This is a genomic window from Enterobacteriaceae endosymbiont of Plateumaris rustica, assembly GCF_012562965.1.
In the GTDB taxonomy this organism is placed as follows: Bacteria; Pseudomonadota; Gammaproteobacteria; order Enterobacterales; family Enterobacteriaceae.
This window is the reverse complement of record NZ_CP046228.1, coordinates 337,046-361,748: the sequence shown is the minus strand read 5'-3', so window position 1 is coordinate 361,748 and position 24,703 is coordinate 337,046. Positions and strand designations below refer to the sequence as shown.

Below are 24,703 nucleotides of genomic sequence, written 5' to 3'. Positions count from 1 at the left end.
ATTAATAATGAAAGATGTAGGATTTATTGGTTGGAGGGGTATTGTTGGATCTGTTTTATTAAAAAGAATGGTTAAAAAAAAAGATTTTAATTCTATTAATGTAATATTTTTTACTACTTCTCAATGTGGTAAAATAATACCTTTTAGTATTAAAAATAAATGTAAAATTTTACAAGATGCTTATAATATTGAAATATTATCATCTTTAGATATAATTATTTCATGTCAAGGTAGTGAATATACAGAAAAAATGTATTCTAAATTACGTTCAATTGGTTGGAATGGATATTGGATAGATGCTTCATCTTATTTAAGATCTTTTAAAAAATCTGTAATCGTATTAGATCCTATAAATTTAAATTTTATAAAAAAAAAAATAGATATGGGTATAAAAACTTTTGTAGGAGGTAATTGTACTGTTAGTTTAATGTTAATGGCATTAGGAGGTTTATTTAAGAATAATTTAATTGAATGGTTATTTGTTTCAACATATCAAGCTGCATCAGGTGCAGGATCAAGTTTTATGAAAGAACTATTATTACAAATGAAATTTATATCTAAAAAATTAAATTTTAAAAACCATTCCCTAAGTATTTTAGATATTGAAAAAAATATTTCTAAAAATATTAAAAATAGTGATTTTCCCAAAAAATATTTTTCTGTACCATTAGCTGGAAGTTTAATTCCATGGATAGATAAAAAAGTTTGCAATGGACAAACAAAAGAAGAATGGAAAGGACAATTTGAGACTAATAAAATTTTAAATACAAAAAAAATTATTCCTATAGATGGTGTTTGTGTTCGAATAGGGACTTTAAGATCTCATAGTCAATCTTTTACTATAAAACTTAAACAAAATTTATCATTAAATAATATTAAAAATATTATACAATCTAATAATAAATGGGTTAAAGTTATATCTAATAACATGGATGATACTATAAATAATTTAACTCCTGTTGCGGTAAATGGAAAGTTAGATATTCCTATTGGAAGAATAAAAAAACTTAATATAGATAAAAATTGTTTTTCAGCATTTTCTGTAGGTGATCAATTACTTTGGGGTGCAGCTGAACCTTTGAGAAGGATGTTAAAATTATTAATTAATTATTAAATTTTAAATAAATAATTAATTTTTTTATTTAATTTATATAGTTATTATTATTAAAATTAATTAGAATATAAAAAAATATTTTTTTTATATATTCACTAAATTTTAAAAATAGTTTATAATTTTATATATATAGTTTTTAAAATTTTAAATATTTCTGGAGAAAAAATGAAATTTTTGACTAAAAAAATGTCAATATTTATTATATTAATTTTAACTTTAGGATTAAATAAACCTATACAAGCATCAATATATAAAAATATTGGATGGTGGCATAATAATAAAAAAGAAACAGTTATTGAAACTGTTGATTTAGAAAATATTAAAAAACAAAAATTTTTTCAAAACGAAAAAGAAGAAAAATCTTATGCGTTAGGTGTTACAATAGGAAAATATTTGAAACATTCTTTTCAAGAACAAGAAAAAGTTAATATTTTATTAAATAAAAAATTAATTATTCAAGGAATAATTGATTGCATAAATAACAATGTTAAAATATCTGATGAAGAATTAACAAGAATTCTTTCATCATTTGAATTAGAAGTTCAAAATGCTACAACCAATAAATTAAAAGAAGAAGCAAAAAAAAATAATATTGCTGGAAAAAAATATATCACAAAATTTTTGAAAGAAAAAAATGTTAAAAGAAGTAAAACAGGATTACTATATCAAATAAAAAAAGTAGGATATGGAAAAAAAATTTTAAATAAAAATAGTAATGTCATTGTAGTTGTCCATTATAAAGGAACATTAGTTGATGGAACTATATTTGATAGTTCATATTCTAGAAAAATTCCATTATCTATAAATTTTCAACAAATTATTCCTGGTTGGAAAGAAGCACTTCAATATATTAAAAAAGGTGGGAAAATTAAAATAGTTGTACCACCAAATTTAGGATATGGATATAATTTAATACCAGGAATTCCTGTAAATTCTACTTTAATATTTGAAATTGAATTATTAGATATTAAAGAATCTTTTCTTAAAAAGAAGTAAATTAGATTTTATTAAATAGTTTTTTATATTAATATTTTAGGATAAATATGATTTTTTCATTATTAGTAACAGGATCACCTTACAGTACACAAAATGCATATTCTGCATATTTTTTTACTAATGCAGTTATAAAAGAAAAACATTATGTAAAAAATATTTTTTTTTATTGTGATGGTGTTTATAATGCTAATAAATATATTAAATTAGATAATTATAAAATAAATTTAGTTAACTGTTGGAAAAATTTAAGTGATAAATATCATATAAATTTATATTTTTGTATTTCTTCTGCAATAAAAAGAGGAATTATTATAAATAATAAACAAATATTAAATAATCAACTAAATATTAATTTAATAAAAAATAAATTTCAAATATCAAGTTTAAGTATTTTAGCTAAATCTATTTTAACTTGTGATCGTTTTATGCAATTTTAATGAATAAAATAGCTTTTATTTTTTCTAATTCTCCATATAGTAATAGTTCTGGTCAAGAAGGATTAGATGCTATAATTTCTATATCCTCATTTACTGAGGATATAGCATTATTTTTTACGGGAGATGGTATTTTTCAAATAATATCTAATCAAAAATCAGAAAAGATATTATTTCCTAATTATAGTGTTAGTTTTAATATTTTAGGTATTTGTAATATTAATAATTATTTTATTTGTTCTGATTCTTTAAATATTTTAGGTTTAAAAAATTTTAATAAAAAAAAAAATTGGACTGTACCTGTTAAAATTATTAATTCTTTATGTTGGAAAAAAAAACTTCATAGTTATGATGTAATTTTACATTTTTAAATTATTAAATATATAAATTAAATTTATGTTATATACCTTATTTAATTCACCATCATCTTGTAATTTTATTTTATTTTTAAATTATTTAAGTAAAAATGATGATTTAATTTTAATTCAAGATGGTATATTAGCAGGTTTAAAAAATAGTATTTCAATGAAAAAAATAATTGAAATTAAAAAAAAAGTTCCATTTCATATTTTTGGTATAAAAAATGATATAGAATCAAGAGGATTATTAAAAATAATATCTAAAAAAATAATACAAATAGAATATAAAGATTTTGTATTTTTATCAATAAAACATAAACAACAAATATTTTGGTAATACTAATTTTATTACAGATAAAAAATATAATTTAGTTTAAAATTATTTAATTATAATAATTTCATTTAGGAAATAAATAATGGCTACGGTCAATCAACTAGTTAGAAAACAACGAACTCATAAAATTGTTAAAAGTAATGTACCTGCTTTAAACTCATGTCCTCAGAAAAGAGGAGTTTGTATTAAAGTATATACAACTACACCTAAAAAACCAAATTCAGCATTAAGAAAAGTTTGTAGAGTTCGTTTAACTAATGGATTTGAAGTCACTTCTTATATACCAGGAGAAGGACATAATTTACAAGAACATTCTGTAGTATTAATTCGAGGAGGTAGAGTAAAAGATTTGCCAGGTGTTAGATATCATATAATTAGAGGAGCATTGGATTGTTCCGGAGTTAAAGAAAGAAAAAAAGGAAGATCTAAATATGGTGTAAAAAAACCTAAATAATATTAATATGGAGTATTATATTATGTCTCGTAGACGTATAATTAGTCAACGTAAAATATTACCAGATCCTAAATTTGATTCAAATTTACTTGCTAAATTTATTAATATATTAATGATGAATGGAAAAAAATCTATAGCAGAATCTATTGTTTATTCAGCTTTAAAATCAATAACTAAAAATTCTGGAAAAAATGAATTGGATAATTTTTTAAGTGCATTAGAAAATGTAAAACCTATGGTAGAAGTAAAATCTCGTAGAGTAGGAGGGTCAACTTATCAAGTTCCAGTAGAAGTTAGACCTACTAGAAGAAATACATTAGCAATGCGTTGGTTAGTAAATGCTGCAAGAAAAAGAAATGATAAATCTATGTCATTAAGATTAGCTAATGAAATTTCTGATGCTATTGAAAATAAAGGTAATGCAGTTAAAAAAAAAGAAGAAGTGCATCGTATGGCTGAAGCAAATAAAGCATTTGCTCATTATCGTTGGTAATAGTTAATATATTAACTTAATTATTTTAAATTTACTAAATTGAAAATTCATCAATAAAATATGTTGTGGCTAATAAATATATCAATATTATGTAATATTCGTTTAAATCTTAATAATATTAAATAATATATTTAGATTTTAATATTTATATATAAAAAAAGAGGAATAAAATGAGTCGTATAACACCTATAACACTTTACCGTAATATTGGTATTAGTGCACATATTGATGCAGGTAAAACTACTACTACTGAAAGAATTCTTTTTTATACTGGAGTAAATCATAAAATAGGTGAAGTTCATGATGGTGCTGCTACTATGGATTGGATGGAACAAGAACAAGAAAGAGGAATTACTATTACATCTGCAGCTACTACAGCTTTTTGGTCAGGAATGGCTAATCAATATCAATCACATAGAATTAATATTATTGATACTCCAGGACATGTTGATTTTACAATTGAAGTAGAACGATCTATGAGAATTTTAGATGGTGTAGTAATGATTTATTGTGCTGTTGGAGGTGTACAACCACAATCAGAAACAGTATGGAGACAAGCTAATAAATATAAAGTTCCAAGAATAGCATTTATAAATAAAATGGATCGTATGGGAGCTAATTTTTTAAATGTTGTTAATCAAATACAGAAAAATTTGTCTACAGAAACTGTTCCAATACAATTACCTATTGGATCTGAAGATAACTTTATTGGAATTATAGATTTAATTAAAATGAAAGCAATAAGTTGGAATGATCAAGATCAAGGAACTACTTTTAATTATAATGAAATACCTATAAACATGTTAAAAGAATCTAAGATTTGGCGTCAAAAATTAATTGAATCTGCTGTTGAATCAGATGAAAAGTTAATGGATAAATATTTAAATGGAGTAAATCTTACTGAAAAAGAAATAAAATTTTCTTTAAGACAAAGAGTTTTAAAAAATGAAATTACTTTAATAACTTGCGGTTCTGCCTTTAAAAATAAAGGAGTACAAGCTATGTTAGATGCAGTAATTGAATTTTTACCAGCACCTAGTGATATTCCACCTATAAAAGGAATCATAGATAATGAAAAAAAAATATTATCTATTCGAAAATCAAATGATGATGAACCTTTTTCAGCATTAGCATTTAAAATATCAAATGATCCTTTTGTTGGTAACTTAACATTTTTTAGAGTATATTCTGGTACAGTAAGTAGTGGTGATTTAATTTTTAATCCTATTAAAATGCAAAGAGAAAGAATTGGAAGAATTGTACAAATGCATGCTAATAAACGTGAAGAAATTAAAAAAGTTCATGCTGGAGATATTGCTGCAGCAATTGGTTTAAAAAATGTTACAACTGGAGATACATTATGTTCTATAGATAAAAGTATTATTCTAGAAAAAATGGAATTTCCGGAACCTGTTATTTCTATTGCTATAGAGCCTAAAACTAAAATTGATCAAGAAAAAATGGGCTTAGCATTAAATAGATTGACAAGAGAAGATCCATCGTTAAAAACCTGGACTGATAAAGAAAGTAATCAAACTATTATTGCCGGTATGGGTGAATTACATTTAGAAATTATAGTTGATAGAATGAAGAGAGAATTTAATGTTTCTGCCAATATTGGTAAACCTCAAGTATCTTATCGTGAAACTATTAAAAAAAATGCAATAAATATAGAAGGTAAACATATAAAACAAACTGGTGGTAGAGGACAGTATGGTCATGTTGTTATAGATATATCTCCAATAAAATTTAATAAAAAAAATAACATAGGATATTTATTTACTAACGATATAAAAGGTGGTGTAATACCTAGTGAATATATTTCATCTATAGACAAAAGTATTCAAGAACAATTAAAATCTGGACCAATAGCCGGATATCCAGTGGTAAATATTGCAGTTAGATTACATTATGGATCATATCATGATGTAGATTCTTCAGAATTAGCATTTAAATTAGCTGCTTCAATTGCATTTAAAAATGCATTTAAACAAGCTAATCCAGTATTATTAGAACCTATTATGAGAGTTGAAGTAGAAACTCCAGAAGAGTATATGGGAGATGTAATAGGAGATTTAAATCGTAGAAGAGGTATTATAGAAGGAATAGACAATTTACCCATTGGTAAATTAATACGCGCTTGTGTACCATTATCTGAAATGTTTGGTTATGCTACTGATTTACGTTCTTATACTCAAGGAAGATCATCTTATTCTATGGAATTTTTAAAATATACTGAAGCACCTAATAATATTTCACAAATTATTATTGATTCTAAATATAAATAATAGTTTCAATAATTAAATAATTTTTCTTTTATAAAAGAAAAAAATAATATAGAAGGAATTATTCTGTGTCTAAAGAAAAATTTAAACGTTCTAAACCACATATTAATGTTGGTACTATAGGACATGTTGATCATGGAAAAACAACTTTAACAGCAGCTATTACAACTGTATTATCTAAAAAATATGGTGGAGCAGCTAAAGCTTTTGATCAAATAGATAATGCTCCAGAAGAAAAAGCAAGAGGTATTACGATTAATACTTCTCATGTAGAGTATGATACAAAATATCGTCATTATGCACATGTAGATTGTCCTGGACATGCTGATTATGTAAAAAATATGATTACTGGAGCAGCTCAAATGGATGGAGCTATATTAGTAGTTGCTGCAACAGATGGACCAATGCCTCAAACAAGAGAACATATTTTATTAGCAAGACAAGTTGGAGTACCTTATATTGTTGTTTTTCTTAATAAATGTGATTTAGTAGATGATGAAGAATTATTAGAATTAGTAGAAATGGAAATACGTGATTTACTTACTCAATATGATTTTCCTGGAGAAAAAACTCCAATTATTCGTGGTTCTGCTCTTAAAGCTTTAGAAGGAGATATAATTTGGACAAAAAAAATTTTTGAATTAGCAGATTGTTTGGATAATTATATCCCTGAACCTAAAAGAGCTATTGATCAACCATTTTTATTACCAATTGAAGATGTTTTTTCTATTTCTGGTAGAGGAACAGTTGTAACAGGAAGAGTAGAAAAAGGAATAATTAAAGTAGGAGAAGAAGTAGAAATTATAGGTATCAGAGATACTGTAAAATCTACTTGTACAGGTGTTGAAATGTTTCGTAAATTATTAGATGAAGGTCGTGCTGGAGAGAATGTAGGTATTTTACTTCGAGGTATTAAAAGAGAAGAAATTGAAAGAGGACAAGTTTTAGCTAAACCTGGATCTATAAAACCTCATACTCAATTTGAAGCAGAAGTATATGTTTTATCTAAAGATGAAGGTGGTAGACATACTGCATTTTTTAACGGTTATCGACCTCAATTTTATTTTAGAACTACTGATGTTACAGGAACAATAAATTTAGCAAAAGATATTGAAATGGTAATGCCTGGTGATAATATTAAAATGACTGTAATTTTAATAAATCCTATTGCTATGACTGATGGTTTAAGATTTGCTATTCGTGAAGGAGGTAGAACTGTTGGTGCAGGAATTGTTATTAAAATATTAAAATAATAAAAATAAAAGAAGATGAGGGTATTAAAAATATTAATCCCTTTGATTCTTTTTTTTTAATAATTTGTTATAACATAAATTATATATGATAATAGATAATGTTCTTTGTTAGATATAATCTATATAATAAAACTATTAAACAAAAATTTTTTGTATTGGTTAATATAATATATGATTAATAATTTAAAAATTAAAAAGAGTAAATTTATTTTAGAATTTATAAAATGGACTATCAGTATACTTTTATTCATTTTCATTATAATATATGATTATTTATATCAAAATATAGAATTTGCTGTTCGAATAATAATTATTTGTCCTATATTAATTTTAATTATTTTTACTATATTATCTACTAATAAAGGAGAAAAAATATTTTTATTTATTAGAGAAACACGTATAGAAACACTTAAGGTAATTTGGCCTTCTTATAAAGAAACTTTACAAATAACTTTAATTATCATAATAATTACTTTAATTATGTCAATAATTATTTGGGGACTTGATAGTATTTTAATATTTTTAATATCATTTTTAACTAATATGAGATTATAAATGACTAAATCTATACAAAAAAAATGGTATGTTATACATGCTCGTTCTGGATTTGAAAATCGTGTAGCACAATCATTAAAAGAACATATTAATATTAATAAAATGGAAAATTTTTTTGGAGATATTTTAATACCTACTGAAGAAGTAGTGGAAATTCGTAATGGACAACGTTATAAAAGTGAACGTAAATTTTTTCCTGGATATATTTTAATTTATATGCTTATGCAAGATATTAGTTGGCATTTAGTTCGTGGTATTCCTAAAGTATTAGGTTTTATAGGAGGAACTTCTGATAATCCATCTCCTATTAGTAATAAAGAAGTGGATATAATTAAAAATCGTCTTCAACAAATTGGAGATAAACCAAGACCAAAAATATTATTTGAAGCTGGAGAAATGATTCGTGTAAATGATGGTCCTTTTTCTGATTTTAATGGTGTAGTTGAGGAAGTTGATTATGAAAAAAGTCGTTTAAAAGTTTCAGTATCAATTTTTGGTAGAGCAACTCCTGTTGATTTAGATTTTAGTCAAGTAGAAAAAGGATAATTTATTTTATAATAATTTTATGATTAATTATTAATAAAAAGGAATGATTATGGCAAAAAAGATTAAAACTTATGTTAAATTACAAGTTTCAGCAGGAAATGCTAATCCTAGTCCTCCTATTGGACCTGCATTAGGTCAACATGGAGTAAATATAATGGAATTTTGTAAATTATTTAATACACAAACTAATAATTTAGAAAAAGGAATACCTATTCCTGTTATAATTACTATTTATTCAGATCGTTCTTTTTCATTTATTACTAAAACACCTCCAGCAGCAATTTTAATAAAAAAAATTTTAGGAATTAAATCTGGTTCTAGTAAACCAAAATTAGAAAAAATAGGAAAAATAACTCATGATCAAATTCGTCAAATAGCAAAATTAAAGTCTGTAGATATGACAGGTATAAATATTGAATCAATGATGCATTCTATAGAAGGAACAGCACTTTCAATGGGATTAATAATAGAGGATTAAAATATAACAATGATTAAGCAAACAAAACGTATGACTCATATGTATAATAAAATTAATCAAAATAAAAAATTTTCTATTGATAAAGCTATTAATAAATTAAAAGAACTTAGTACAGTTAAATTTATTGAAAGTATTGATATTGCAGTACTATTAGGTATAGATTCAAAAAAATCAGAACAAAATATTCGAAATAATATTATATTACCACATGGAACAGGAAAAAATATAAAAATTGCTGTATTTGCTTATGGAAATAAAGCAATAGAAGCAAAAGAAGCAGGTGCAGATTTAATTGGAATGGAAGATTTAGTAATTAAAATTAAAAATAATGAAAAAAAAATTGATTTAGTAATAACTATTCCAGAAGCAATGCATTTAGTTAGTAAATTAGCTCCTATTTTAGGTCCAAGAGGTATAATGCCTAATCCAAAATTAGGAACTATTACTGAAAATATTAAAGAAACTATAAAGAAAATGAAAAAAGGACAGATTAATTGTCGTAATGATAAAAATGGAATTATACATACTAATGTAGGTAAAATTAATTTTGATAATTATAAAATAAAAGAAAATATTGAACATATAATAAATACTTTAAAAAAACATAAACCATCAAAAGTAAAAGGAAATTTTATAAAAAAAATATATATTTCATCAACAATGGGAGTTTCTATTGATATAACAACATCTTTAATAAAAATTTAATTCTTTACTTTACGAATAACTTTTTTTATATTAAAATAACTATTTTTTAATTAAAAATTATAATTATATTATAATTATTTTATATATAAAATATCAATTCCAATAATTTAATTCTTTTTTATTAAAAAAATCAGGAGCGCAATAATCTAATGCCATTAAATCTTACACAAAAAAAAATGATTGTTGCAAAATTAAGTAAAATAAATCAAAAAGCTTTATCTATAGTTATTGCTAATGCTTGTGGTATAAATGTTAATAATATTACTAAATTAAGAAAAAATAGTCGTGAAAATCACGTATTTGTAGGAGTTATTAAAAACAAATTATTAAAATTAATCATAAAAAATAGTAATTTTGAATGTTTACAAAATCAATTACATGGACCAATTTTAATTGGATATTCACTTAAACATCCTGGTTCAGCTGCACGTTTATTTAAAGAATTTGCTAAAAATAATACTAATTTTAAAATTAAAGTTGCTTCTTTTGAAGGTAAATTAATAAATGCTCAAGATATTGACAAATTAGCCACATTACCTACTTATAAGGAATCCTTATCTCTTATGTTATATACAATTAAAGAAGCTGCTGTAGGAAAATTAATTAAAATATTAATAGCTATTAAAAATATAAAAAAAAATGATTTATAAAATAAATAATTTTATTAAAAATAAATAAAATAGTATTTCTTAAATTTAGGAATTTTTATGTCTATAACTAAAAAACAAATAATAGAAGCTGTTAGTGCTATGTCTATTATGGATGTAATGGATTTAATAAATGATATGGAAAAAAAATTTGGAGTATCAACTTCTACTGTTATAGCCAATTCAGCTAATAAGACAGCAATAGAAGAAGTAGAAGAAAAAACTGAATTTAATTTATATTTAAAAAGTATAGGTAAAAATAAAATAGCAGTAATAAAAGCAGTTAGAAGTTCTATGAATTTAGGATTAAAAGAAGCAAAAGATTTAGTAGAATCTGCTCCTGTTATACTTAAAGAAGCTATTAGTAAAGAAGAAGCTTTATCTTTAGAAAAAACATTAAAAATTTCTGGAGCTGAAATAGAAATAAAATAATTTAACATATAAAAATATATTAATAAAATAATTACTAAATTTTTTTAATAACATTTTATAATACATATTATATTAAATTTTATTTTAAAATAAAATTTAAATTAAATACTCAATTTATCAGATAACTGAGGAACCATATGGTTTATTCTCAAACTGAAAAAAAACGTATTCGTAAAGATTTTGGTAAACAATTTCAATTTTTAGACATTCCATATTTACTTTCTATACAAATTGATTCATTTAAAAAATTTATAAAACAAGATCTTACGGGAAAATATGGGTTAGAGGCTGCTTTTAGATCTATTTTTCCAATAAATAGTTATAGTGGTAATTGTGAATTACATTATATAAATTATCGTTTAGGAACATCTATTTTTAATGTTAAAGAATGTAAAATAAGAGGAATGACTTATTCTTTACCTTTACGTGTAACATTAAAATTAATTATTTATAATAAAGAATTATCAGAAATAAATCAAAAAATTATAAAAGAACAAGAAGTATATATGGGAGAAATTCCATTAATGACAAAAAATGGTACTTTTATAATTAATGGTATTGAAAGAGTAGTAGTATCTCAATTACATCGTAGTCCTGGAGTATTTTTTAATAGTGATAAAGGAAAAACACATACTTCAGGAAAAATATTATATAATGCTCGTATTATTCCTTATAGAGGATCATGGTTAGATTTTGAATTTGATCTTAAAGATAATATGTTTATTCGTATTGATAGAAGAAGAAAATTACCAGTTACAATAATATTAAAATCTTTAGGTTATGATATTGAACAAATTTTAAATATTTTTTTTAAAAAAAATATTTTTATTATAAAAAATAAAAAATTATCAATGAAATTAATACCAGATAGATTAAGAGGGGAAACAGCATTATTTAATATAATAATTAATAATATAGTTTATTTAGAAAAAGGAAAACGTATTACTTTAAAACATATAAATAATTTAAAAAAAAATAAAATTAAATATATAAAAATACCGAAAGATTATCTTATAGGTAAAGTAGTATCTAAAGATTATATAGATAATAAAACAGGTGAAATTATAATTTCTGCTAATTCTTATTTAGAATTAGATTCTATCAATAAAATTATAGAAAATAATGAATATAATGAAATTGACACAATATTTACCAATGATTTAGATCATGGACCATATATATCTGAAACATTAAGAATAGATACAACTTCTAATAAATTAGAAGCTTTAATAGAAATATATAGAATGATGAGACCAGGAGAACCTCCTACTAAGGAATCAGCAGAATTATTATTTAAAAAATTATTTTTTAATATAGAACGTTATGATTTATCACCTGTAGGAAGAATGAAATTTAATCGTTCTTTATTACGTGATAACATAATTGGTTCTGGAGTTTTAAATAAATACGATATTATTGATGTAATTAAAAAATTAATAAATATACGTAATGGAAAAGGAGAAATAGACGACATTGATCATTTAGGTAATAGAAGAATTAGATCTGTTGGAGAAATGGTAGAAAATCAATTTCGTATAGGGTTAGTTCGTGTTGAACGTTCTGTTAAAGAACGATTATCATTAAGTGATGATAATATAATGCCACAAGATGTGATTAATGCTAAACCTATTTCTGCAGCTATAAAAGAATTTTTTTGTTCTAGTCAATTATCTCAATTTATGGATCAAAATAATCCATTATCAGAAATTACACATAAAAGACGTATTTCAGCTTTGGGTCCTGGAGGATTAACAAGAGAAAGAGCTGGTTTTGAAGTTAGAGATGTCCATCCTACACATTATGGTAGAGTATGTCCAATTGAAACTCCAGAAGGACCTAATATAGGTTTGATTAATTCATTATCAGTTTATGCTAGAACTAATGTGTATGGTTTTTTAGAAACACCTTACCGTTATGTTAAAAATTCTTATGTTACTAATATAATTCATTATTTATCTTCTATAGAAGAAGGTAATTTTATTATTGCACAAGCTAATACAAATTTAAATCTATTAGATGGATTAATTTTAGATGATTTAGTTACATGTAGACATAAAGGAGAATCTAGTTTATTTAAAAAAGAACAAATTAATTATATGGATGTTTCTAATCAACAAATAGTTTCTGTAGGAGCATCTTTGATTCCATTTTTAGAACATGATGATGCAAATAGAGCCTTAATGGGTGCTAATATGCAAAGACAAGCTGTACCTACTTTAAGAACAGAAAAACCTTTAGTTGGTACTGGAATGGAAAGAATAGTAGCTATAGATTCTGGAGTAACTATTATTGCAAAAAATTCAGGAATTGTACAATATGTAGATGCATCTCGTATAATTATAAAAATTAATGATAATAATAAAAAAGATATACAAAAAAAAGGTATTGATATTTATCATTTAACTAAATATACAAGATCTAATCAAAATACATGTATCAATCAGATTCCATGTGTTAGATTGAATGAATTAATAAAAAAAGGAGATGTATTAGCAGATGGTCCATCGACTGATTTAGGTGAATTAGCATTGGGTCAAAATATGAGAGTGGCATTTATGCCATGGAATGGTTATAATTTTGAAGATTCTATATTACTTTCGGAAAAAATTGTACAAGAAGATAGATTTACAACAATTCATATACAAGAATTATCATGTATATCTCGTGATACTAAATTAGGATCAGAAGAAATTACTTCAGATATACCTAATGTTAGTGAATCTTCTTTATCTAAATTAGATGAATCGGGTATTGTATATATTGGTGCTGAAGTAACAAGTGGTGATATTTTAGTTGGAAAAGTAACTCCTAAAGGAGAAACACAATTATCACCAGAAGAAAAATTATTACGTGCTATTTTTGGAGAAAAAGCTTCTGATGTAAAAGATACATCATTACGTGTTCCTAATGGTATTTCAGGAACTATTATAGATGTAAAAATTTTTACAAGAGATGGGGTGAAAAAAGATAAAAGAACTTTAGAAATTGAAGAAATGGAATTAAAACAAATTAAAAAAGATTTACTTGATGAACAAAAAATATTTGAAGTCAATATAATTACACGTATACAATCATTTTTAATTGAAAATGGCATAAGTAAAGAAGATACATTAAAATATTCTTTTAAATATTGGATAGAATTATTTTCTAATAAAAGCAAAACAATAATAAAAAAATTAAATAATTTTATAAAACAGTATGATGAATTAAAAATAAAATTTAGTAAAATTCTTAATGTAGAAAAAAATAAAATAACTCAAGGTGATGATTTAGCTCCTGGTATATTAAAAATAGTTAAAGTTAATTTAGCTGTCAAAAGACAAATACAATCAGGAGATAAGATGGCAGGAAGACATGGTAATAAAGGAGTTATATCAAAGATTTGTCCTGTAGAAGATATGCCATATGATGATAATGGTAATCCTGTAGATATTGTATTAAACCCTTTAGGTGTTCCATCTAGAATGAATATAGGACAAATTTTAGAAACACATTTAGGTATGGCTGCTAAAGGAATTGGAGAAAAAATTAATTTCTTATTACATACACAAAAAAATATTGAAAATATACGGAATTTTATTCAAAAAGCTTATAATATAGGAAATAAAATTAGACAAAGTATAAATTTTAATGATTTTTCAGATAAAGAAATATTATCTTTAGCAAATAATTTAAAAAAAGGTATGCCAATAGCAACTCCAGTTTTTGATGGAGCTAAAGAAAATGAAATAAAAGAATTATTAAAACTTTCTAATTTACCAACTTCAGGTCAAATTACATTATATGATGGTCTTACAGGGGAAAAATTTGAAAGACCTGTTACTGTAGGTTATATGTATATGTTAAAATTAAATCATTTAGTGGATGATAAAATGCATGCAAGATCTACAGGATCATATAGTTTAGTTACACAACAACCTTTAGGAGGTAAAGCTCAATTTGGTGGACAAAGATTTGGAGAAATGGAAGTATGGGCTTTAGAAGCATATGGTGCAGCATATACTTTACAAGAAATGTTAACAATTAAATCTGATGATGTAAATGGTAGAACAAAAATGTATAAAAACATTGTTGATGGAAATCATCAAATGGAACCAGGAATGCCAGAATCTTTTAATGTTTTATTAAAAGAAATACGTTCATTAGGAATAAATATTGAATTAGAAAATAAAGAATAAATTTTTAACATATTTTATTAATTTATCATATTATAAGGTAATTTTTTTGTGAAAAAGTTATTTAAGCTTTTAAAATCACCAAATAAAGTAAAAGAATTTGATTCAATAAAAATTTCTTTAGCATCTTCTGATGTGATCAGATCTTGGTCATTTGGAGAAGTTAAAAAACCAGAAACAATTAATTATCGTACTTTTAAACCAGAAAGAGATGGCTTATTTTGTTCTCGCATTTTTGGTCCTGTAAAAGATTATGAATGTTTATGTGGTAAATATAAAAGATTAAAACATCGTGGTGTAATATGTGAAAAATGTGGTGTTGAAGTTACACAAACTAAAGTTAGACGTGAAAGAATGGGACATATTGAACTTTCATCACCTATTGCACATATATGGTTTTTAAAATCATTACCTTCTAGAATAGGATTGTTATTAAACATGCCGTTAAAAGATATTGAAAGAGTATTATATTTTGAATCTTATGTTATTGTAGAAGAAGGAATGACAAAATTAAATAAAGGACAAATTTTAACTGAAGAACAATATTTAAATGCATTAGAAGAATTTGGAGATGAATTTAATGCAAAAATGGGAGCAGAAGCTATCCAATATTTATTAAAAAATATTGATTTAGAAAAAGAATGTAATTTTTTACGCAAAGAATTATATAATACTAATTCAGAAACTAAAAAAAAAAAAGTTACTAAACGTATAAAATTACTGGAATCATTTATTTATTCAGGTAATAAACCAGAATGGATGATAATGAATGTATTACCAGTATTACCTCCTGATTTAAGACCTTTAGTTCCATTAGATGGTGGAAGATTTGCTACTTCTGATTTAAATGATTTATATCGTCGTGTTATTAATCGTAATAATAGATTAAAGCGTTTATTAGAATTATCAGCTCCTGATATTATAATAAGAAATGAAAAACGTATGTTACAAGAAGCAGTTGATGCTCTTTTAGATAATGGTAGAAGAGGAAGAGCAATAATAGGATCTAATAAAAGACCTTTAAAATCACTAGCGGATATGATAAAAGGAAAACAAGGAAGATTTAGACAAAATTTATTAGGTAAAAGAGTAGACTATTCAGGAAGATCTGTTATCACAGTAGGACCTTATTTACATTTAAATCAATGTGGTTTACCTAAGAAAATGGCTTTAGAATTATTTAAACCATTTATATATGGAAGATTAGAAATGCAAGGATTAGCAACTACAATTAAAGCTGCAAAAAAAATGGTTGAAAAAGAAGAATCTGTAGTTTGGGATGTTTTAGAAGAAGTTATAAGAGAACATCCAATTTTATTAAACCGTGCTCCAACTTTACATAGATTAGGAATACAAGCTTTTGAACCAATATTAATTGAAGGAAAAGCAATACAATTACATCCATTAGTATGTGCTGCTTATAATGCTGATTTTGATGGAGATCAAATGGCTGTACATATTCCTTTAACTTTAGAAGCTCAATTAGAAGCTAGAGCTCTTATGATGTCTACTAATAATATTTTATCACCAGCTAATGGAGAACCTATTATTGTTCCATCACAAGATGTAGTTTTAGGATTATATTATATGACTCGAGAAAGAGTTAATGCAAAAGGAGAAGATATGATTTTATCTAATCCTAAAGAAGCTGAAAAAGTTTATCGTACAGGACAAGGAGATTTACATGCACGTGTTAAAGTAAGAATTACTGAATATTCTAAAAATAAAAATAATGAATGGATAAAAAATAAAACTATTATTAATACTACAATAGGACGAGCAATATTTTGGATGTATGTACCAAAAGGTTTACCTTACAAAATAATAAATCAAACTTTAGGAAAAAAATCAATTTCAAAAATGTTGAATATATGTCATAAAATTTTAGGATTAAAACCTACAGTAATTTTTGCAGATAAAATTATGTATACTGGATTTTATTATGCAGCTAGATCAGGATCTTCTGTAGGAATTGATGATATTATTATTCCTAAAAAAAAATCTACAATAATATTAGAAGCAGAATCTGAGGTTTCTGAAATACAAGAACAATTTCAATCAGGATTAGTAACTGCAGGAGAAAGATATAATAAAATAATTGATATTTGGTCAGTAGCAAATGAAAAAGTTGCACAAGCAATGATGAAAAACTTATCAATAGAAAATGTAATTAATAAAAAAGGAACTTTAGAAAAACAAATATCTTTCAATAATATTTTTATGATGGCAGATTCTGGTGCACGTGGTTCAGCTGCTCAAATCAGACAATTAGCTGGTATGAGAGGATTAATGGCTAAACCTGATGGATCTATTATTGAAACCCCAATAACAGCTAATTTTAGAGAAGGATTAAATGTATTACAATATTTTATTTCTACTCATGGTGCAAGAAAGGGATTAGCAGATACTGCATTAAAAACAGCAAATTCAGGTTATTTAACTCGTAGATTAGTTGATGTTGCTCAAGATTTAGTAATAACGGAAAATGATTGTTTTACTAAATATGGTATTAATATGTCTCCTATAATTGAAGGAGGAGATGTAAAAGAATCTTTAAGAGAAAGAGTTTTAGGTAGAGTAACAGCAAAAGATATTTTTAAACCTGGAAGAAATAATATTTTAATACCTCGTAATACATTATTAAATGAAAAATATTGTGATATATTAGATGAATATTCTATTGATAATATTAAAGTTAGATCTGTTGTAAGTTGTGAAACTAATTTTGGTGTATGTGCTAATTGTTATGGTAGTGATTTAGCAAGAGGACATATTATAAATAAAGGAGAAGCAATTGGAGTAATTGCAGCCCAATCAATAGGAGAACCTGGAACACAATTAACAATGAGAACATTTCATATTGGTGGAGCTGCTTCAAGAGTAGCGTCTGAATCTAGTATACAAATAAAAGATACGGGTACTATAAAATTAACAAATATGAAATCTGTCATTAATTCTGATGGTAAATTAGTTGTTACTTCGAGAAATGTTAAATTAAAAATATTAGATGAATTTAAACGTGTAAAAGAAAAATATAAAATTCCATATGGAGCAATTATAACCAAAAAAAATGGAGAAAAAATTAATTCAGGAGAAATAATTTCCTATTGGGATCCACATACTATGCCTATTATTAGTGAAGTTGATGGAATAATAAAGTTTATTGATATGTTAGATGGTCAAACTATTATTCGTCAAACTGATGAATTAACAGGTTTATCTTCTATTGTAGTATTAGATACATCTGAAAGAACATTAATAGGTAAAGATTTACGACCTATGTTAAAAATTGTAAATTTTAAAAATGAAGATATTTTTATTCCTGGAACTGATATTCCCGCACATTATTTTTTACCTAGTAAAACAATAGTTCATTTAGAAAATGGGATGAATATTCATACAGGAGAAATAATAGCAAGAATACCTCAAGAATCAGGAGGGACTAAAGATATAACAGGAGGATTACCTAGAGTAGCAGATTTATTTGAAGCTCGTCGTCCAAAAGAATCAGCTATTTTAGCAGAAATTAGTGGTATAATTTCTTTTGGAAAAGAAACTAAAGGAAAAAGAAGGATAATAATTAATCCTATTAATCATAATGATGATATATATGAAGAAATGATACCAAAATGGAGACAAATAAACGTATTTGAAGGAGAATTAGTAAATAAAGGTGATATTATTTCAGATGGTGCTGAATCTCCACATGATATATTACGATTAAAAGGTGTAAATGAAGTAACAAATTATATAATTAATGAAGTTCAGGAAGTATATCGTTTACAAGGAGTTAAAATTAACGATAAACATATTGAAGTTATAATAAGACAAATGTTACGTAAAGCAACTATTAAAAATAAAGGAGATTCAGATTTTTTAGAAGGAGAACAAGTTGAAATATCTAAAATTAAAATAACTAATAAAAAATTAAAAAAGCAAGGAAAAAAAACAATATCTTACATTCATGAATTATTAGGTATTACTAAAGCTTCTTTAGCAACTACATCTTTTATTTCAGCTGCTTCTTTTCAAGAAACTACAAGAGTATTAACAGAAGCTTCCGTAGCAGGAAAATCTGATACATTAAGAGGATTAAAAGAAAATGTTATTGTTGGTAGATTGATTCCAGCAGGTACTGGATATTCTTATCATAAAAATCGTATTAAAAAAAGAAAAAATAATATTGCCACAGTAGCATCAGCATCAGCAAATCTAACTGAATTATTAAATGCTAGTTTAAATAAAAAAAATTAATATAAATAAAAATTATATATTTTTACATTATTATAAATAATTAATCAATATTAATAATACTGATTTAAGTAAGTAATTAATAATTTTATTATTTATTAGTTATAATAAATTGTAATTTTTAAAAAATTTGTTATACTTAATTTAAATAAATTTAATGGATATTAAAAATAATTTTTAATAAATCATTTTATTTATTAATAATAATATTATAATAATTTTTATTAAATTCAACTAATGTTTTATAAAAAAAATAAAAAAAAAATATTTTGGATAAAAAAATATCTTAAAGATATTTATGTTAAAAAAGTAAAAAAAAACAATAAATTTAGATCACGATCATGGTTTAAATTACAAGAAATACAAAAAATAGATAAAATTTTCAAACCAAATATGAAAATAATAGATTTAGGATGTTCTCCTGGAGGTTGGTCGAAGTTTGCATCATTACAAATTGGATCAAAAGGTAAAATAATAGCTTGTGACTTATTACCAATGAAAAAAATAAATAATGTAGACTTTATACAAGGAAATTTATATAATGAAAACATATTTAATTTAATTAAAATTAAATTAAATAATTTTAAAGTACAAGTAATAATGTCTGATATATCTCCTAATATTTCTGGTATAAAAGAAATAGATATACCAAAATCTATATATTTAAGTGAATTAGCTTTAAAATTATGTTATTCTGTATTAGATTTTAATGGAAATTTTTTAATAAAAATATTTCAAGGTACAGGAATAAATCAATTTTTAAAAAAAATTGAATCATTATTTAAAATTATGAAAATTAGAAAACCTAATGCTTCAAGATCTAATTCTCGAGAAATATATATTGTAGCAAAAGGATATCGTAATAAATAATATTTTATTGTATTTTACAATAATCATGGAGTTACTTCTTTGAAAGATATAGCAAAAAATCTAATGCTCTGGTTAGCAATTGCAATTACTTTATTATCTTTTTCCCAGAGTTTTAATTCTAGTGATAATGAAAAAACATCACAAATAGAATATGCAATTTTTTTATCAGAAATTAAACATCAACGAATAAGTTCAGTTTATATTAATGAACGTGAAATTTGTGTTTATAAAAAAGACGGTTCTAAATACAAAATTTATATTCCTATAAATGATCCTAATTTACTTAGATTATTATTAAGTAAAAATATTAAAATATTCGGTCAACCTTCTACAAGTCCTAATATATTATTATCTATATTTATATCATGTATTCCTTATATTTTACTTATTTGTATTTGGTTATTTCTTGTACGTCAAATTCAAGGAGGAAAAGGTGCATTATCATTTAGCAAAAGTAAAGCTCGTATGTTAACAAAAGATCAAATTAAAATTACATTTAATGATGTAGCTGGATGTGATGAAGCAAAAGAAGAAGTTAAAGAAATTGTAGATTATTTGAGAGAACCATTAAAATTTCAAAAATTAGGTGGTAAAATTCCTAAAGGAGTATTAATGGTAGGTCCACCAGGAACAGGAAAAACTTTATTAGCAAAAGCTATAGCAGGAGAGTCTAAAGTACCGTTTTTTACTATTTCTGGATCTGATTTTGTTGAAATGTTTGTTGGTGTAGGAGCTTCTAGAGTTCGTGATATGTTTGATAGAGCAAAAAAGACATCTCCTTGTATTATATTTATTGATGAAATTGATGCAGTAGGACGTCAAAGAGGATCTGGTTTAGGTGGTGGTCATGATGAAAGAGAACAAACACTTAATCAAATGTTAGTAGAAATGGATGGTTTTAATCATAATGAAAGTGTTATTGTTATTGCAGCAACAAATCGTCCTGATGTATTAGATCCTGCTCTTTTAAGACCAGGACGTTTTGATAGACAAGTAATAGTAGGTTTACCTGATATTAGAGGTAGGGAACAAATATTAAAAATACATATGAAAAATATACCTTTAGGTAAAGATGTAAATGTTACAATTTTAGCACGAGGAACTCCTGGATTTTCTGGAGCTGATTTAGCTAATTTAGTAAATGAAAGTGCTTTATTAGCTGCTCGTAAAAATTATGAATTTGTATCTATGATTCAATTTGAAAAAGCTAAAGATAAAATTATGATGGGTTCTGAAAGACGTTCTATGGTTATGACAGAAGCTCAAAAAGAATCTACTGCTTATCATGAAGCAGGACATGCTATAATTGGAAGATTGGTACCAGAACATGATCCAGTTCATAAAGTAACTATAATTCCAAGAGGTCAAGCATTAGGAGTTACATTTTTTTTACCAGAAATTGATATTATTAGTTTAAATCGTCAAAAATTAGAAAGTAAAATTTCTACACTTTACGGTGGTCGTATTGCAGAAGAAATAATTTATGGAGAAAAATATGTATCTACTGGAGCTTCTAATGATATAAAAATTGCTACTAATTTAGCAAAAAATATGGTAACTCAATGGGGATTTTCTAAAAAATTAGGTCCTTTATTATATGCTGAAGAAGAAAAAGAAATTTTTTTAGGAAGAAATGTAGCAAAAGCAAAATATATGTCAGATAAAACTGCACGTATAATTGACGAAGAAGTAAGAAATTTAATTCAAGAAAATTATAATAGAGCATTTAAAATTTTAAAAGAAAATATTGATATATTACATGAAATGAAAAATGCTTTAATTAAATATGAAACTATAGGTATATTACAAATAGATGATTTAATGTCTAGAAAAAAAGTTAGAGCACCTGATTGGGTAAAAAAATAATTTATCAATTATTATTAATATTTTATTATTTATTTTGATAATATTTTTATTTTTTTTAAGATTAATATTAAAAAAATTATTAAATTATATTGTAATATAGAAATATATAATATATTATTAAATGTAATTTAATTATAAATTATTTTATTAAGTATTATGTATACATTATTTTTAATTTTATTTGTTTTAGTATCAGTTATATTAATTAGTTTAATTATATTACAAAATAATAATATCGTTGATATTAGCAATTATTCTATATATAGTTCAAAATCTTTTTTTAAAAGTAATACTCCTAATAAAATTGTAACTAGATCTATTTTTATTTTAGCTATAGTTTTTTTTATGATTAGTTTAATATTAAGTAATTTAAATAATCATAAAAAAAATATTATAACAAAAAATTATATAAATTTATAAAAAATATTTTATGTAGTAAACCGAGGTGGTGAAAATTGGTAAACACGCTACCTTGAGGAGGTAGTACCCTTTTGGGTTTACGGGTTCAAATCCCGTCTTCGGTACCAGTTTACTATTTTTTATTTATTTAATTTAATTAATACATATCATATCACTAAATAGACGCGGGGTGGAGCAGATTGGTAGCTCGTCGGGCTCATAACCCGAAGGTCATTGGTTCAAATCCAATCCCCGCAACCATTTCTATCAATTTAGATTTCATTTCTAGTTTAATATTATTAATAATTACAAAATTTATATTTTGTAACTATTAGATTTCATAAAAATTATTTTAATGTAATATTTTTTAAAAGGAGTAATAAAAAATATGTATATATATTATTTTGACACAAATAAATTTAATTATTTAAAATAAAAATTTTATCAAAAAATATTGATTATTTATAAAAATATTTTAGTCAAGCTAATCTAGTTCCCTATTATATAATAATTTTAGGTTTGAGGATAACTAGGATGAATAAAGAAATATTAGCTGTAGTTGAAGCAGTTTCTAACGAAAAATCTTTACCTCGTGAAAAAATATTTGAAGCAATGGAAAGTGCATTAGCAAGTGCAACAAAAAAAAAATATGAACAAGATATAGAAGTATCTGTAAATATTAATCGAAAAAATGGAAATTTTCAAACTTTTAGAAAATGGTTAATTGTAAAAGAAGTTCATTATCCTACTAAAGAAATTACATTAGATGCAGCTCGCATTGAAGATAATTCATTAAATATAGGAGATTATATTTATGATAAAATAATTTCTATTGATTTTAATAGAATAACTACACAAATTGCTAAACAAGTTATTGTACATAAAGTTAGAGAAGCAGAAAAGGCTGCAACTATTGAACAATTTAAAAAAAAAGAAGGAAAAATTTTAAATGGTATTGTAAAAAAAATAAATAAAAATTATTTAAGTTTAGATTTAGGTCATGCTATAGAAGCTATCATTTTACGTGAAGATATGTTACCTAGAGAAAATTTTAGACCTGGAGATAGAATTAAAGGTCTTCTTTTTTCTGTAAAAGAAGTATTACATGGTCCTCAGTTATTTATTAGTAGATCAAAAATTAGAATGTTAACAGAATTATTTAAAATTGAAGTACCAGAAATAAATGAAGGATTAATTGAAATTATAGCTGCAGCAAGAGATCCTGGTTATAGAGCTAAAATAGCAGTAAAAACACATGATAAACGTATAGATCCTGTAGGTGCATGTGTTGGCATGAGGGGCGCTAGAGTACAAGCTATATCTAATGAATTAAATGGAGAAAAAATTGATATCGTTTTATGGGATCAAAATCCAGCTCAATTTGTTATTAATGCGATGTCTCCAGCTGATGTATCATCAATAGTGATAGATGAAAATAATCATATTATTGATATTGCTGTAGAAGAAAAAAATTTAGCAAAAGCTATTGGACGTAATGGTCAAAATATTCGTTTAGCTTCACAATTAAGTGGATGGGAATTGAATGTTATGACTAATCATGAATTAAAAAATAAACATAAAGAGGAAAATGATGCTATTATTAATATGTTTATAAAAAATTTAAATATTGATAAAATTTCAGCTACACAACTAACTCAATCGGGTATATCTACTATAGAAGAATTAATATACATACCTATTAATCAATTACATAAATTAACTAATAAATTTAATTTATCTATAGATTTTTTAAATAAAATAAAAAAAATAGCTAAATATAACTTAAATAAGTTATCTTTAATTAAAAAAATAAAAAATGATATACAATTAGATCAAAATTTATTAAATATTAAAGGAATGAATAAAAAATTAGCTATTTTATTAAAAGTTAAAGGAATTTTTTCTATAGAAGATTTAGCTGAACAAAGTACTGAAGATTTATCTGATATATATAGTTTAAAAAAAGAACAAGCAGGAAAAATTATTATGTATGCTCGTAATATTTGTTGGTTTAATAAAAAAAATAATGTATAACTAAATTACTTTTTTAAATATAG

General features: G+C 24.3%; 20 protein-coding genes, 2 tRNA genes and 1 pseudogene. All 23 read left to right on the top strand.

Annotated elements, in window-relative coordinates:
- The first annotated feature begins 4 nt into the window (after positions 1 to 4).
- The 23 genes and pseudogenes from asd to nusA all read left to right on the top strand — a co-directional run bounded on the left by asd (position 5) and on the right by nusA (position 24,680).
- A complete protein-coding gene (gene asd, locus GJT82_RS01755) occupies positions 5 to 1,114 on the top strand; it encodes an aspartate-semialdehyde dehydrogenase (RefSeq protein WP_211080468.1) in 1,110 nt (369 codons plus the stop codon).
- 165 nt (positions 1,115 to 1,279) lie between these two features.
- Positions 1,280 to 2,110, top strand: coding sequence for an FKBP-type peptidyl-prolyl cis-trans isomerase (fkpA, locus tag GJT82_RS01750; protein WP_168819712.1), 831 nt, complete (start codon positions 1,280 to 1,282; stop codon positions 2,108 to 2,110).
- Positions 2,111 to 2,157: 47 nt separating this feature from the next.
- Positions 2,158 to 2,547 carry a sulfurtransferase complex subunit TusD gene (gene tusD / locus GJT82_RS01745; RefSeq protein ID WP_168819710.1) on the top strand — a complete coding sequence of 130 codons (390 nt, stop codon included), beginning with the start codon at positions 2,158 to 2,160 and terminating at the stop codon, positions 2,545 to 2,547.
- Positions 2,547 to 2,915: a sulfurtransferase complex subunit TusC gene (tusC, locus tag GJT82_RS01740; protein WP_168819708.1), complete on the top strand. Its 369-nt coding sequence runs from the start codon at positions 2,547 to 2,549 to the stop codon at positions 2,913 to 2,915. The genes tusD and tusC overlap by 1 nt, the downstream gene beginning before the upstream one ends.
- A 25-nt stretch (positions 2,916 to 2,940) precedes the next feature.
- Entirely contained in the window at positions 2,941 to 3,240 is a 300-nt protein-coding gene (gene tusB / locus GJT82_RS01735) for a sulfurtransferase complex subunit TusB (protein WP_168819706.1), read from the top strand.
- A gap of 79 nt (positions 3,241 to 3,319) precedes the next feature.
- On the top strand, positions 3,320 to 3,691 hold the full coding sequence (gene rpsL / locus GJT82_RS01730; RefSeq protein ID WP_168819704.1) for a 30S ribosomal protein S12: 372 nt from the start codon (positions 3,320 to 3,322) through the stop codon (positions 3,689 to 3,691).
- Positions 3,692 to 3,713: 22 nt separating this feature from the next.
- Positions 3,714 to 4,184: a 30S ribosomal protein S7 gene (gene rpsG, locus GJT82_RS01725; protein WP_168819702.1), complete on the top strand. Its 471-nt coding sequence runs from the start codon at positions 3,714 to 3,716 to the stop codon at positions 4,182 to 4,184.
- Between the two features lie 170 nt (positions 4,185 to 4,354).
- Complete coding sequence (gene fusA, locus GJT82_RS01720; RefSeq protein ID WP_168819699.1) at positions 4,355 to 6,472, top strand: elongation factor G; 2,118 nt, start codon at positions 4,355 to 4,357, stop codon at positions 6,470 to 6,472.
- Positions 6,473 to 6,537: 65 nt separating this feature from the next.
- Positions 6,538 to 7,722 (top strand): elongation factor Tu, encoded by a 1,185-nt coding sequence (gene tuf / locus GJT82_RS01715; protein WP_168819697.1) that lies wholly within the window; start codon positions 6,538 to 6,540, stop codon positions 7,720 to 7,722.
- Between the two features lie 171 nt (positions 7,723 to 7,893).
- Positions 7,894 to 8,277, top strand: coding sequence for a preprotein translocase subunit SecE (gene secE / locus GJT82_RS01710; RefSeq protein ID WP_168819695.1), 384 nt, complete (start codon positions 7,894 to 7,896; stop codon positions 8,275 to 8,277).
- Positions 8,278 to 8,823: a transcription termination/antitermination protein NusG gene (nusG, locus tag GJT82_RS01705; RefSeq protein ID WP_168819693.1), complete on the top strand. Its 546-nt coding sequence runs from the start codon at positions 8,278 to 8,280 to the stop codon at positions 8,821 to 8,823.
- A gap of 49 nt (positions 8,824 to 8,872) precedes the next feature.
- Complete coding sequence (rplK, locus tag GJT82_RS01700; RefSeq protein ID WP_168819691.1) at positions 8,873 to 9,301, top strand: 50S ribosomal protein L11; 429 nt, start codon at positions 8,873 to 8,875, stop codon at positions 9,299 to 9,301.
- A 9-nt stretch (positions 9,302 to 9,310) separates the two neighbouring features.
- A complete protein-coding gene (gene rplA, locus GJT82_RS01695; RefSeq protein WP_168819689.1) occupies positions 9,311 to 10,006 on the top strand; it encodes a 50S ribosomal protein L1 in 696 nt (231 codons plus the stop codon).
- 149 nt (positions 10,007 to 10,155) lie between these two features.
- On the top strand, positions 10,156 to 10,656 hold the full coding sequence (rplJ, locus tag GJT82_RS01690; RefSeq protein ID WP_168819687.1) for a 50S ribosomal protein L10: 501 nt from the start codon (positions 10,156 to 10,158) through the stop codon (positions 10,654 to 10,656).
- A gap of 57 nt (positions 10,657 to 10,713) precedes the next feature.
- Complete coding sequence (gene rplL / locus GJT82_RS01685) at positions 10,714 to 11,085, top strand: 50S ribosomal protein L7/L12 (RefSeq protein WP_168819685.1); 372 nt, start codon at positions 10,714 to 10,716, stop codon at positions 11,083 to 11,085.
- Positions 11,086 to 11,222: 137 nt separating this feature from the next.
- Entirely contained in the window at positions 11,223 to 15,263 is a 4,041-nt protein-coding gene (gene rpoB / locus GJT82_RS01680; protein ID WP_168819683.1) for a DNA-directed RNA polymerase subunit beta, read from the top strand.
- 48 nt (positions 15,264 to 15,311) lie between these two features.
- Complete coding sequence (gene rpoC, locus GJT82_RS01675) at positions 15,312 to 19,514, top strand: DNA-directed RNA polymerase subunit beta' (RefSeq protein ID WP_168819681.1); 4,203 nt, start codon at positions 15,312 to 15,314, stop codon at positions 19,512 to 19,514.
- 234 nt (positions 19,515 to 19,748) lie between these two features.
- Positions 19,749 to 20,381 carry an RlmE family RNA methyltransferase gene (locus tag GJT82_RS01670; protein WP_168819679.1) on the top strand — a complete coding sequence of 211 codons (633 nt, stop codon included), beginning with the start codon at positions 19,749 to 19,751 and terminating at the stop codon, positions 20,379 to 20,381.
- 39 nt (positions 20,382 to 20,420) lie between these two features.
- Positions 20,421 to 22,229: pseudogene (gene ftsH, locus GJT82_RS01665) on the top strand (ATP-dependent zinc metalloprotease FtsH); the annotation flags it as partial.
- A 174-nt stretch (positions 22,230 to 22,403) separates the two neighbouring features.
- Entirely contained in the window at positions 22,404 to 22,667 is a 264-nt protein-coding gene (gene secG, locus GJT82_RS01660; RefSeq protein WP_168819675.1) for a preprotein translocase subunit SecG, read from the top strand.
- Between the two features lie 19 nt (positions 22,668 to 22,686).
- Positions 22,687 to 22,774 (top strand) — tRNA-Leu (locus GJT82_RS01655).
- 56 nt (positions 22,775 to 22,830) lie between these two features.
- Positions 22,831 to 22,907, top strand: a tRNA-Met gene (locus GJT82_RS01650).
- Positions 22,908 to 23,180: 273 nt separating this feature from the next.
- Positions 23,181 to 24,680, top strand: a complete 1,500-nt coding sequence (gene nusA / locus GJT82_RS01645; protein ID WP_168819673.1) for a transcription termination factor NusA — start codon at positions 23,181 to 23,183, stop codon at positions 24,678 to 24,680.
- Positions 24,681 to 24,703 lie beyond the last annotated feature (23 nt).

Coding starts and splice junctions, on each gene's coding strand:
- rplA (WP_168819689.1), top strand. CDS start 9,311: ATGATTAAGCAAACAAAACGTATGACTCATATGTATAATAAAATTAAT.
- secG (WP_168819675.1), top strand. CDS start 22,404: ATGTATACATTATTTTTAATTTTATTTGTTTTAGTATCAGTTATATTA.
- tusD (WP_168819710.1), top strand. CDS start 2,158: ATGATTTTTTCATTATTAGTAACAGGATCACCTTACAGTACACAAAAT.
- fkpA (WP_168819712.1), top strand. CDS start 1,280: ATGAAATTTTTGACTAAAAAAATGTCAATATTTATTATATTAATTTTA.
- rplK (WP_168819691.1), top strand. CDS start 8,873: ATGGCAAAAAAGATTAAAACTTATGTTAAATTACAAGTTTCAGCAGGA.
- nusA (WP_168819673.1), top strand. CDS start 23,181: ATGAATAAAGAAATATTAGCTGTAGTTGAAGCAGTTTCTAACGAAAAA.
- tusB (WP_168819706.1), top strand. CDS start 2,941: ATGTTATATACCTTATTTAATTCACCATCATCTTGTAATTTTATTTTA.
- fusA (WP_168819699.1), top strand. CDS start 4,355: ATGAGTCGTATAACACCTATAACACTTTACCGTAATATTGGTATTAGT.
- rplJ (WP_168819687.1), top strand. CDS start 10,156: ATGCCATTAAATCTTACACAAAAAAAAATGATTGTTGCAAAATTAAGT.
- rpoB (WP_168819683.1), top strand. CDS start 11,223: ATGGTTTATTCTCAAACTGAAAAAAAACGTATTCGTAAAGATTTTGGT.
- rpsL (WP_168819704.1), top strand. CDS start 3,320: ATGGCTACGGTCAATCAACTAGTTAGAAAACAACGAACTCATAAAATT.
- rplL (WP_168819685.1), top strand. CDS start 10,714: ATGTCTATAACTAAAAAACAAATAATAGAAGCTGTTAGTGCTATGTCT.
- nusG (WP_168819693.1), top strand. CDS start 8,278: ATGACTAAATCTATACAAAAAAAATGGTATGTTATACATGCTCGTTCT.
- secE (WP_168819695.1), top strand. CDS start 7,894: ATGATTAATAATTTAAAAATTAAAAAGAGTAAATTTATTTTAGAATTT.
- rpsG (WP_168819702.1), top strand. CDS start 3,714: ATGTCTCGTAGACGTATAATTAGTCAACGTAAAATATTACCAGATCCT.
- tusC (WP_168819708.1), top strand. CDS start 2,547: ATGAATAAAATAGCTTTTATTTTTTCTAATTCTCCATATAGTAATAGT.
- GJT82_RS01670 (WP_168819679.1), top strand. CDS start 19,749: ATGTTTTATAAAAAAAATAAAAAAAAAATATTTTGGATAAAAAAATAT.